7 protein-coding genes are annotated in these 12068 nt (G+C 67.5%); all 7 read left to right on the forward strand.

The genetic code is table 11. The features are described 5' to 3' along the window. The first annotated feature begins 223 nt into the window (after nucleotides 1-223). Complete coding sequence (locus tag ON33_RS00470) at nucleotides 224-751, forward strand: DUF732 domain-containing protein (protein WP_040853667.1); 528 nt, start codon at nucleotides 224-226, stop codon at nucleotides 749-751. A 2-nt stretch (nucleotides 752-753) separates the two neighbouring features. After that, nucleotides 754-1737, forward strand: coding sequence for a cutinase family protein (locus ON33_RS00475; protein WP_040853668.1), 984 nt, complete (start codon nucleotides 754-756; stop codon nucleotides 1735-1737). 608 nt (nucleotides 1738-2345) lie between these two features. Continuing rightward, nucleotides 2346-4268: a long-chain-fatty-acid--AMP ligase FadD32 gene (fadD32, locus tag ON33_RS00480; RefSeq protein ID WP_040853669.1), complete on the forward strand. Its 1923-nt coding sequence runs from the start codon at nucleotides 2346-2348 to the stop codon at nucleotides 4266-4268. 168 nt (nucleotides 4269-4436) lie between these two features. After that, complete coding sequence (gene pks13 / locus ON33_RS00485) at nucleotides 4437-9575, forward strand: polyketide synthase Pks13 (RefSeq protein WP_083868494.1); 5139 nt, start codon at nucleotides 4437-4439, stop codon at nucleotides 9573-9575. Nucleotides 9576-9626: 51 nt separating this feature from the next. After that, a complete protein-coding gene (locus tag ON33_RS00490; protein WP_040853671.1) occupies nucleotides 9627-11171 on the forward strand; it encodes an acyl-CoA carboxylase subunit beta in 1545 nt (514 codons plus the stop codon). An 87-nt stretch (nucleotides 11172-11258) separates the two neighbouring features. Beyond that, nucleotides 11259-11735 carry a hypothetical protein gene (locus ON33_RS00495; protein ID WP_040853672.1) on the forward strand — a complete coding sequence of 159 codons (477 nt, stop codon included), beginning with the start codon at nucleotides 11259-11261 and terminating at the stop codon, nucleotides 11733-11735. 118 nt (nucleotides 11736-11853) lie between these two features. After that, nucleotides 11854-12060: a DUF5988 family protein gene (locus ON33_RS00500; RefSeq protein ID WP_051151487.1), complete on the forward strand. Its 207-nt coding sequence runs from the start codon at nucleotides 11854-11856 to the stop codon at nucleotides 12058-12060. Nucleotides 12061-12068 lie beyond the last annotated feature (8 nt).

Consider the following 12068-nt stretch of genomic DNA (forward strand, 5'->3'; position numbering starts at 1 on the left):
GCCCGCGGCGGTTCCGGCCCCGTCACCGGAGCCCGCACCCGCCGATCCGGCCCAGCCCGCGCCCATTCCCGCGCTGGGTCCCGAGGTCCGTCCGAACTAATACATTCCGGCCATACCGCCCTGAGAAGACGATGAGGTTCCGGTGCGACCCGGGACTCCGGACAGGGTTGCGGCTAGCCTGGGGGCGACCTCTTGCCCTTGGACAGATATAGGAAGCGAATTGATGCACGGGACCCGTGGAAAGGTTTTCGGCGTGGTGGCCGCCATCGCCGCCACCGGACTGCTCGCCGCCTGCGGTAGCAATGACTCGACCGCCAAGAGCACGCCGACGCTGACCACCACCAAGGCCGCCGCCGCGAGCACCTCCGCGGCAGCCGCGACGCCGTCCACGGATCAGCAGGCTCCGCAGGCCGCGCCGGATGCCGGGACCCCGACCTCCACGCCCGAGCGCCCGCAGCCGGTGCCGAGCCAGTTCATCACCACCCCGAACGGCTCCCCGGCATTGTCGGGCAAGGAGAAGACCTTCCTCGACGAGCTGAAGAAGGCCGGGATCACCCCGGGCTCCTCCGATATCGCGATCACCGCGGCCAATCTGGTGTGCCAGGGCAAGTCGGAGAACGCCCCGCAGGATCAGATCATCACCTACGTGACCGCCATCGCCGGTTCCGATCCGTCCTTCGATCCGTCCAAGATGTCGGTCGAGCAGGCGGGCAAGATCTACTACGACGTCGCTTCGAAGAGCTACTGCTAGCAGTGACGACGCGACGCCGAATCGGACAACGCCGACCGCGGCTGGCGGGTTGCCTGCTGCTCGCCATCGCCGCGATCGTGATCGTGGTCGTGCTGGCGCTGCTGCTGTGGTACCTGCTGGCCGGCCGGTTGCGGCTGCCCGGCCCCAAGCCGCCGGGGCCGACCCGTCCGAGTTCGCAGCCGGCCGCCTGCCCGGACGTGCTCATGCTGTCCGTGCCGGGAACCTGGGAGTCGAACAGCAATGACGACCCCTACAACCCGAGTGCGAACCCGGCCTCGCTGATGTTGAACATCTCCAACCCGATTCGGGCCAAGTTCCCCAGTGAGCGGGTCGAGGTCTACACCGTCCCATACGTCGCGCAGTTCTCGAACCCGGTCGCCATTCCGCCGGACGGGCAGTCCTCCTACAACAACAGCCGCTCCGAGGGCGCCAAGCACGCCACCGACAAGCTCGCGCAGACCGCCGCCCAATGTCCGCTCACCACTTACGTTCTGGCGGGTTTCTCGCAGGGCGCGGTGATCGTCGGTGATCTCGCCGCGCAGATCGGCGCCGGCAAGGGCCCGGTGGCCGAGGATCTGGTGCTGGGCGTGACCACCATCGCCGACGGCCGCCGCGATGTCGGCGATCCGGGCGACGCCACCGAGATCGGCCCGATCCCGCCGGGGGTCGGCGCGGAGGTGGCGCTGAAGGGCCTCAACGTCCCGGGCATCACCATGACCGGACCGCGCGGCGGCTACGGCAAGCTCACCGGCCGCACCTTCACCATCTGTGCCCCAGGCGATTTGATCTGCGACTCCCCCCGTCAGGCGCTGAGCCCGAACAATATCCTCGGCAGCCTGAACATCCTGGTCCGGGCCGCGGGCAATCCGGTGCACAGCCTCTACAACGGCTACCAGGTGGACGACAACGGCACCACCGCCACCGAGTGGACGGTGAACTGGGCGTCGGGTCTCATCGAAAACGCACCCCGCCCTGCACATACATAAGCATTCGCTCAGGCTTCCTTCTGTGAGTGCGCCCACCCTTGACGGGTAGGCGTGCTCCACATCGAGTCAGTCCGGAGTGGAGCCTCGGGAAGTGGCTTCGCACCCGCTCTTTCGCCGATCACCAGGCTGTTCGCGGCCCGCCTCGGTCCGGACTGCGGCTTGATGGACCTCCGCCTTGGAGCGGGGGAGCGAAGCGGAGGAGGGCAATCGGATACAGCCCCCCCAGTTTCGGGGTCACCCGGTAAAGTGCTCCGGGTTGCGACACTGCCGAGACCCGGTGCGTGCGGCAACTCACATCCAGTCCTAGTTGTGTCCTATGTGGGGCGCTCCCCACCCATTTGGAGGCATTCGCGCCGGTGAAGCACTGATCCAGAGGTGTGAGCTGGGAGATGTTCGGCCGCTCCGAAGCATGGGCGGGCGGCTCCTCTGTAACATGTCCCTGGTTTGAGAACATCTAGCCATTAGACGGTCACCGCGCAGACCGCAACACAATTCTGCAGGTTGGCTCTCGCATGGAGCTTCCGCGGGCGAAGAGAGTCGGGGCCTCACAGGTAACAGCGGCAATGCATGCCGTCTCATGCCGCGTGCGCCTCGGAGGAGAAGAAGGAATGGACGAGACTTTCGACGATTACCTCGACGAAACGGGGAACATCACGATTCCCGAGGGACGCACCCTCGTCGACTACGTCGAGAAGCACACTCACGGTAACGACGCCAATGACTTGGCCTACCGGTACATCGATTACTCACGCGAGCGCGACGGTGAGTACCAGGACCTCACTTGGAGTCAGTTCGGCACGCGGCTGCGCGCGGTGGCCGCCCGACTGCAGCAAGTGACCAAGCGGGGCGATCGGGTCGCGATCCTGGCTCCGCAGGGGCTGGATTACGTCATCTCCTTCTTCGCCGCCATGTACGCGGGCACCATCTCCGTGCCGCTGTTCGATCCGGACGAGCCGGGCCACACCGATCGCCTGCACGCGGTCCTCGGTGACTGCACGCCGTCCGCGATCCTGACGGCGAGCTCCTCCGCCGCCGGTGTCCGCCAGTTCTTCCGGTCGCTGCCCGCGGCCCAGCGCCCGCGCATCATCGCCGTCGACGCGATTCCCGACAGCGTCGGGGAGTCCTGGATTCGCCCCGACATCGCCGTCGACGACATCGCCTACCTGCAGTACACCTCCGGCTCCACCCGGGTGCCCGCCGGTGTCGAGATCACCCACCGCGGTGTCGGCACCAATGTGCTGCAGATGGTGAAGGCGCTTGATCTGAACGAGAATTCGCGCGGCGTGACCTGGCTCCCGCTGTACCACGACATGGGTCTGCTGACGGTGATCCTGCCCGCCGTGGGCGGCAAGTACATCACCATCATGTCGCCGGCCTCGTTCGTGCGCCGCCCGTCGCGCTGGATCAACGAGCTGGCCGCCGTGTCCGACGGCGCCGGAACCTTCGCCGCCGCACCGAACTTCGCCTTCGAGCACGCCGCCGTGCGCGGTCTGCCCAAGCCGGGCGAGTCGCTGGACCTGTCGAACGTGCTCGGCCTGATCAACGGCTCCGAGCCGGTGACCACCACCTCGATGAAGAAGTTCAACGAGGCGTTCGCCCCGTACGGCCTGCCCAAGACCGCCATCAAGCCGTGCTACGGCATGGCCGAGGCCACCCTGTTCGTGTCGGCCACCCGGCACGAGGACGAGGCCAAGGTCATCTACGTGGACCGCCTGGAGCTCAATGCCGGTCGTGTGAAGAAGGTCGAGCAGGGCACGGAGAACTCCATCGCCCAGGTGTCCTGCGGTTACGTGTCGCTGTCGCAGTGGGCCGCCATCGTGGATCCGGAGACCGTGGACGACCCGGCGGGCGCCCGCGAGCTGGCCGAGGGTCAGGTCGGCGAGATCTGGCTGCACGGCAACAACATCGGCATCGGCTACTGGGGTCGCGCCGAGGAGACCCAGAACACCTTCCGCAACCGGCTCACCAACCGCCTGTCCGAGGGCAGCAAGGCGGCCGAGGTGCCGTTGGAGGGCAACTGGCTGCGCACCGGTGACTACGGCGTCTACGTGGACGGCGAGCTCTACATCACCGGCCGCGTCAAGGACCTGGTCATCGTGGACGGCCGCAACCACTACCCGCAGGATCTCGAGTACTCCGCGCAGGAGGCCTCGAGCATGCTGCGCCCCGGTTTCATCGCCGCCTTCGCGGTGCCGGCCAACCAGCTGCCCGCCGAAGTCTTTGCGCAGGAAAGCCATTCGGGCCTGAGCTACGACGCCGACGACGCCAGCGAGCAGCTGGTCATCGTGGCCGAGCGGGGCCCGGGTGCGGGCAAGGCCGATCCGGGTCCCATCGCGGACGCGGTCCGCGCGGCCATTTCGTCCCGGCACGGTGTCACCGCGCGTGACATCCTCCTCGTTCCGGCCGGTTCGATCCCGCGTACCTCCAGTGGCAAGATCGCTCGTCGCGCCTGCAAGGCGGAGTACATCGGAGGCACGCTGCGTGGTGGTTACACGCAGCAGGCCTTCCCCGATGCACCAGACGAGGAGTGAGACGACCGTCTCGAAGTTGGATGGCGCGATCCTGTTCGGTTCGCGCCATTCACGCATGAAGGCAGTGCCGAACCGGCACGCGGAGACCGAGCCGTTCCGGGCAGGGAACGGCGAGAGTCTCGATAACACCGCCGCGCACCGTGAGCAGACAGGTAGCTTGAGGAACTGATGGCTGAGAACGAGGGCACGGACCCCACCCAGACGAGCGAGAACGCACCGGCGGCCGAGGGCGAGACCACGCAGAAACCTGCCGCGGCCGACATGTCGGTGTCGGATCTGCGGGAATGGCTGCGCCGCTGGGTCGCCGACGCGACCGGGCAGCCGATCGAGAACATCACCGTGGACCGGCCGATGGAGGAATTCGGCCTGGCCTCGCGCGATGCCCTCGCGCTCGGTGGCGATATCGAGGAGCTGACGGGGGTCGTGCTGAACGCGACCATCGTCTACCAGCACCCGACCATCGGCTCGCTGGCGGAGCGAATCATCAATGGGGAGCCCGATGTTCCGGCCGAGTCGGCCGACGACTCGTTCTACACCCAGGGTTTCCAGCCGGGCCAGGCGCACGACGTCGCGATCGTCGGGCTCTCGACCCGGTTGCCGGGCGCGGGCGATACCCCCGAATCCACCTGGGACTTCCTGATCAACCGTGGCGATGCCATCCGGGACGTGCCCGAGGGCCGCTGGTCGGAGTTCCTCGACGATCCGCGCCTGGTGGAGCAGATCGCCAAGTCCAACGTCAAGGGCGGTTACCTCGATCAGGACGTCCTCAAGAGCTTCGACGCCGAGTTCTTCGCCATCTCGCCGGTCGAGGTGGAGCGCATGGACCCGCAGCAGCGGATGGCGCTGGAGCTGACCTGGGAAGCGCTGGAGCACGCCAGGATTCCCGCCAACACCCTCAAGGGTGAGCAGGTCGGCGTCTTCATCGGTTCGACCAGTACCGAGTTCATGCTCATCGCGGGCATGGCGGTCGGGAACACCGATCCGGGAACGCCGCTCTCGGCCGAGGGCTACGGCATCATGGGCAGCGTTTCGGCCATCATCCCCAACCGTGTCTCGTACTTCTACGACTTCCGCGGCCCATCGGTGGCCATCGACACCGCGTGCTCGTCCTCGCTGGTAGCGGTGCACCAGGCCGTTCGGGCACTGCGCAACGGCGAGGCCCATCTGGCCCTGGCCGGTGGCACGAACGTGCTGCTGTCCCCGGCCGCGACACTGGCCTTCGACGCCAATGGCGGTGTGTCGAAAGACGGCCACATCAAGGCGTTCTCCTCGGATGCCGACGGTATGGTCCGCTCCGAGGGCGGCGGTCTGGTCGTGCTCAAGCGGCTGGCCGACGCCGAGCGCGACGGCGACACCATCTACGCGGTCATCAAGGGCTCCGCGGTCAACAGCGACGGCCGGTCCAACGGCCTGCTGGCCCCGAACCCGGACGCGCAGGCCGATGTGCTGCGCAGTGCCTACCGGGATGCCGGAATCCCGCCGTCCCAGGTCGACTACATCGAGGCGCACGGCACCGGCACCCCCATCGGTGACCCGATCGAGGCGGACGCGCTCGGCCGCGTCATCGGCCGGGGCCGCGAGGCCGACAAGCCCGCCCTGCTGGGTTCGGCCAAGACCAACTTCGGTCACCTGGAGGCCGCCGCCGGTGCCGCGGCCCTCGCGAAGGTCATCATGGCGTTGCAGCACAACGTCATTCCGCCGCACCTCAACTACGCGGGTCCCAGCCCCTTCATTCCGTTCGACCAGGCGCACCTGAAGGTCACCGACGAGCCGACCGAATTCCCGCGCTACAGCGGCAAGGCCACCATCGGTGTCTCCGGCTTCGGTTTCGGCGGCACCAACGCGCATGTGGTCATCCAGGAGTACGTGCCGGCGTCCGCCGCGCCGGAGATTCCCGAGACCACCGATCTCGACAACGAGACCACCGACGTGGTCGCCGAGGCCGAGGCCATCACCGAAACCGCTGTGCCGGAACCGGAGTGGGGCAATCGCGAAGAGCCGATGCCGCTGATCCTCCCGGTGTCGGGCTACCTGCCCTCGCGGCGCAAGCGCGCCGCCAAGGATCTGGCCGACTGGCTGGAATCCGAAGCGGGACAGGCGACCCCGCTGGTGGACGTGGCCCGGACGCTGGCCAAGCGCAACCACGGCCGCTCGCGCGGCGTGGTGGTCGCCAAGACTCACGACGAGGCCGTCGCGGGCCTGCGGGCCATCGCGGAGGGCAAGCCGGGCACCGGCGTCTACACCGCGGACGCCCCGGCCGCCAAGGGCGCGCTGTGGGTGATGGCCGGTTTCGGTGCGCAGCACCGGAAGATGGGCAAGCAGCTCTACACCGAGAACTCGATCTTCCGCAAGGCCGTCGATCAGGTCGACGAGCTGGTCATGGACGAGGCCGGGTACTCGGTCAAGGAGATGATCCTCGACGACTCCATGGACTGGGACATCGGCACCGGCCAGGTCGGCACCTTCACCATCCAGGTGGGTCTGGCCTCGATCCTGCGGGCGCACGGCGCCGAGCCGGAGGGCGTGGTCGGCCACTCCCAGGGTGAGGTTGCGGGAGCGTACATTTCGGGCGGCCTCCCGCTCGAGGACGCGGTCCGCGTGATCTGCGCGCGCTCGCGGCTGATGGCCGAGGGCGAGGCCATGCTCACCGACGACCAGGTGCGCAACATGGCCCTGCTCGAGTACTCGGCCGAGGAGATCGCCAAGCTGGTCGAGACCGAGTTCCCGGAGATCGAGGTCGCGGTGTATGCCGCGCCCAACAACACCGTGATCGGCGGCATGCCGGACCAGGTGCACGCGATCGTGGCGCGCGCCGAGGCCGAGGGCAAGTTCGCGCGCGTGCTGCAGACCCGCGGCGCCGGCCACACCTCGCAGATGGACATGCTGCTGGGCGAACTCGCCGCCGAGCTGGCCGGCATCGAGCCCACCCGGCTCAAGCGCGACCTGTACTCGACCGTTCACAAGGACACCGTCTACCGCGCCGGGCACGCGCCCGTGCACGACGTCGACTACTGGGTCATGAACATGCGCGGCTCGGTGTACTTCACCAACGCCATCCGCCAGGCCGTCGACACCGGCATCTCCACCTTCCTGGAACTCGCGCCGAATTCCGTTGCGCTCATGCAGGTCCTGGGCACCACCTTCGCGGCGGGCGTGCACAACGCGGCCCTCATCCCGACCCTGAAGCGCAAGGAGGACGAGGCCGCGGGCGTCATCTCCGCGCTGGCCCAGCTGTACGTGCACGGCCACAAGGTGGACCTGCCGTCGCTGCTGCCCGCCGGTGCCTACGCTCCCGCGCCGCGCACCGCGTTCCTGCGCAAGCAGTATTGGCCCAAGGTGACCGGCGGCTTCGGCGGCGGCTCGGGCGCCGCTCGCGTTCCGGGCGCGCACGTGGCGCTGCCGGACGGCCGCCACGTCTGGGAGGTACGGGCCCCGGCCGTCACCGACCTGGCCGCGCTGGTGAATGCCGCTGCCGCGCAGGTGCTCTCGGACGTCACCGTCGGCGCGTCGATCGCGCACGGCGCGATCCCGGCCGCGGGCACGCTGACCACCACGCTCACCCCGCACCCCGGCGGCGCGTCGGTCTCCGTGCACGCCAAGGAGGGCAACGTCTTCCGCCCGCTCTTCGACGCGGTCGTCACCTCCGGAGCCCCGCTGCCGGAATCGGCTGTAGCGCAGCCGGTCGCGGCCGTGCAGGCGGCTCCCGCCACGGTCGAGATCGAGGCGGCCCCCGGCGAACGCTGGGACCCCACGGGCAAGCAGACCATCGAACAGCGCCTGGCCATCATCGTCGCGGAGTCCATGGGCTACGCGGTCGAGGACCTCCCGATGGAGATCCCGCTGATGGAGCTGGGCCTGGATTCGCTGATGGCCATGCGCATCAAGAACCGTGTCGAATACGAATTCGACATTCCGCAGCTGCAGATCCAGGCGGTGCGCGACGCCAGCCTGCTCGAGGTCGGCAAGGTGCTGCGCTACGCCATCGAGCACCGCGATCAGCTCGACGACATCGCCAAGCGGCAGGCCGCCGGTGAGGACATCACCGTCGACGCCGACTTCATCTCCGCTGCCCGCGCCGCCATGGCGGAGGGCAAGGATCCGGCCGCGCTGCTGCCCGCGACCGAGAGCACCGACGTGGTGGCCGAGGCCGAGGAGATCGTTGTCGAGGCCGAAGCGGACGTAGCCGAATACGAGGCTGCGCCGGAGGTCGCCGAGACCGACGCCGACAATGTCCCACCGCGCAACGCGCCCGAGCGACTCGTCTTCGCGACGTGGGCCCTCGTTACGGGCAAGTCGGCGGGTGGCATCTTCAATACGCTGCCGACGATCGACGACGAGACCTTCGGCAAGCTGGTCGCCCGGTTGTCCGAGCGCGCGAAGGCCCAGATCGATCCGGAACGAATTCGCGCCTGCACGACCATCGAGAAGATCTCCGACGTGGTGGCGGAATACCAGGAGCACGGCGATGACGTCGAGGGCTTCGTCCGCACCCTCCGTGCCAAGGAGCCCGGTTCGAATGCCGTGCCGGTCTTCGTGTTCCACCCGTCGGGCGGCAACACCCTGGTGTACGAGCCGCTGCTGAAGCGGCTGCCGGCCGGGACTCCGATGTACGGGTTCGAACGGGTCGATGGTGCCATCGAAGAGCGTGCGCGCCAGTACCTTCCGGAGATCCGCAAACGGCAGCCCGAAGGTCCGTACGTCTTCTACGGGTGGTCGCTGGGTGCGGTGTTCGCGCTCACCGTCGCGCAGCTGATGCGCGCGGAAGGCGCGGATGTGCGCCTGGTCGGTCTGATCGACCTGGCCATTCCGGTTGAGCCCGAGCGCAATACGCCCGAGGAGCGGCTGGAGCGCATGCGCCGGTACCAGGCCTTCGCGCAGAAGACCTATGGATTCAACGGCGAACTCGATGACGAGCAGCTGGAAGAGCTGGCCGCGGCCTCGGACGAAGAACAGATCCAGATCATTCTCGAGCTGGTCAAATTCGCCGGCGCGAATATTCCCGGTGGCGTGCTCGAACACCAGCGCACCTCGTTCATCGAGAACCGGGAACTGCAGAAGCTCGAGCTGTCGAACTACGACGGTGCGGTCACGCTCTACCTGGCTGACCGCTACCACGATGGCCTGATCGAGCTGGAGCCGCGCTTCGGCGATCGCCGCCCGAATGGTGGCTGGTCCGAGCACATTCCGGAGCTGGAGATCATTCACATCCCGGGTGACCATCTGCAGATCATCGACGAGCCGCGAATCGCCACCATCGGTGCCGATCTCAGCAAGAAACTTTCGGAGATCGACACCACAACGAAATAGCACCGGTGCGACACAGGTTCTGCGAAAGTAGGTTTTGCCGAAAGGAGTCCTGTGAGCACCACCGCCGACAGACTCGCCGACCTTCGACATAAGCTCGACCTCGCGAGGGAGCCGGCGGGAGATGCGGGAATCGCCAAGCGGGCCAGCAAGGGAATTCCCTCGGCCCGCGACCGCATCGAGATGCTGCTGGATCCCGGGACTTTCGTGGAAGTCGGTGCGCTGGTGCGCAATCCGGGCGACAAGACCGCCCTCTACGGGGATGGCGTGGTCACCGGCCACGGCCTGGTGGAGGGCCGCCCGGTGGCCGTCTTCTCGCACGATCAGACCGTCTACGGCGGTTCGGTCGGCGAGATGTTCGGCCGCAAGGTCGCGGGCATCATGGAATTCGCGGCCCGGGTGGGCTGTCCGGTGGTCGGCATCAACGACTCCGGCGGCGCCCGCGTGCAGGAGGCGGTGACCTCGCTGGCCTGGTACGCCGAGCTGGGCCGGCGGCAGGAACCGTTGTCCGGCTTGGTGCCTCAGATCTCCATGATCCTGGGCAGCTGCGCGGGCGGCGCGGTCTACGCGCCGATCAATACCGACGTGGTGGTGGCCACCGAAGACGCCTACATGTTCGTCACCGGGCCCAAGGTGATCCGTGAGGTGACCGGTGAGGACGTCAGCCTCGAGGAGCTCGGCGGCGCGAATTCCCAAGCCCAGTACGGCAATATCCACCACGTCGCCAAGGGCGAGCCGGCCGCCTTCGAGTGGGTGCGCGAGTACCTCAGCTATCTACCGTCGAGTTGCAAAGAGCAGCCGCCGGTGGTGAATCCCGGTCTGGAACCCGAGATTACGGATTCGGACCGGGAACTCAACGGCATCGTGCCCGACGCCGACAATGCCGGCTACGACATGTACGACATCCTGCTCCGGATTTTCGACGACGGCGCGTTCCACGAATTCGGTGAGGCCGCCGGACGGAACGTGATCTGTGGTTTCAGCCGCGTGGATGGCCGCAGCGTCGGTGTGGTCGCCAATCAGCCGCTGGTCTACGCCGGTGCGCTCGACGCCCGCGCCTCCGACAAGGCCGCGCATTTCGTGCGGCTCTGCGACGCCTTCGAGATCCCGCTGGTCTTCGTCGTCGACACCCCGGGCTTCCTACCCGGAGTGGAGCAGGAGAAGATCGGCGTCATCAAGCGCGGCGGCCGTTTCATCTTCTCCTTCGTGGAGGCCACGGTTCCGAAGGTCACCGTGGTCATTCGCAAGTCCTATGGCGGTGGCTATGCGGTCATGGGGTCGAAACAGCTGGGCGCGGATGTGAATCTGGCCTGGCCCACCGCCCGGATCGCGGTGATGGGCGCGGAGAGCGCGGTGTCGCTGATCGGCGCCAAGACCCTGGACGCGGCCCCGGAGCAGCAGCGCGCGGCCATGCGTCAGCAGATGGTCGACTTCTACAATGCCACGGTCGCGACGCCGTGGGTGGCGGCCGAGCGCGGCTATATCGACGCGGTCATCGAACCCGCCACCACCCGGCTGGAAATTCGGCGGGCGCTGCACCTGTTACGCGACAAGAGAATTCCCCGCAACCCCCGTAAACATCATCTGCTGCCGCTGTAATCGCGCAAGACCGTTGCACACCGCCCCACCATGTGAAAACATCTCATTTCAATTTAGCTCGGCAATGAGAGTTGGGGCGTAGAGCTTATGGCTACCCATCGAATTCGAAACACGCTCATCGGCAGCGCGGCGACCGCCGCTACGGCCCTCGCGGTCATATCGGCCGCGCCGGCCGCGGACGCGCAGGTCACCGGTCTGTCGGCCGGCACCGGTCTGGCGCACGTCAACACCACGTACAACCTCACCGCCTCCGTCGGCGGCAGCACCGCGGGCACCCAGGTCGGTTTCTGGGTCGGGGATCCGTCCGGCGGCGCCCCGGCCTACCTGGGCGCCTTCCCCGTGGACTCCACGGGCCATGCCACCGCCCCCTGGACCCCGACCACGGCCGGCACCTACAAGATCATCGCGAGTGACGACGGCAGCAACACCAGCAGTAATGCCCAGACCATCGGCATCAGCGTCACCGCGGTTCCGGTCGGCGGCATGGGCACCGGCAGCGCCTCGAAGATTCCGATCATCGGCGGCCTGCTGAGCAACCTGCTCAGCCAGTTCGGCCTCGTCTGACCCCGATTCCCTCCGTCTGAAGCCGAGCCGTGTCCCGCTCGCGGACGGCTCCTCCGGACGGCTCGCCGATTGCGCTGAATCTATCGGGTGCCCCGTACATATGTGAGAGCCTTCAGCTATGAGTACCTCACCGATGGCGCTACTCGAAGGCGGGCCGGATGGCCTCGAAACGCGGATCGTCCCGATCACGCCACCGGGCGTCGAGCTGCGAGTGGCATTCGGGGGCGGGTACGAGCGGTTCAAAGTGACGCCACGCTGGCAGGAGACCCCCGAGGGCAGCCTGCCCGTCTACGAGTGGGTGGCACACGTGGACGCCAAACGGTAGCGGCCGGA

Origin of the sequence: Nocardia niigatensis NBRC 100131 (assembly GCF_000308655.1) — a bacterium.
Classification (GTDB): domain Bacteria; phylum Actinomycetota; class Actinomycetes; order Mycobacteriales; family Mycobacteriaceae; genus Nocardia; species Nocardia niigatensis.

Excerpts from the sequence above, each read along its gene's own strand:
- ON33_RS00470 (WP_040853667.1), top strand. The coding sequence starts at position 224 with ATGCACGGGACCCGTGGAAAGGTTTTCGGCGTGGTGGCCGCCATCGCC.
- fadD32 (WP_040853669.1), top strand. The coding sequence starts at position 2,346 with ATGGACGAGACTTTCGACGATTACCTCGACGAAACGGGGAACATCACG.
- ON33_RS00495 (WP_040853672.1), top strand. The coding sequence starts at position 11,259 with ATGGCTACCCATCGAATTCGAAACACGCTCATCGGCAGCGCGGCGACC.
- pks13 (WP_083868494.1), top strand. The coding sequence starts at position 4,437 with ATGGCTGAGAACGAGGGCACGGACCCCACCCAGACGAGCGAGAACGCA.
- ON33_RS00500 (WP_051151487.1), top strand. The coding sequence starts at position 11,854 with ATGAGTACCTCACCGATGGCGCTACTCGAAGGCGGGCCGGATGGCCTC.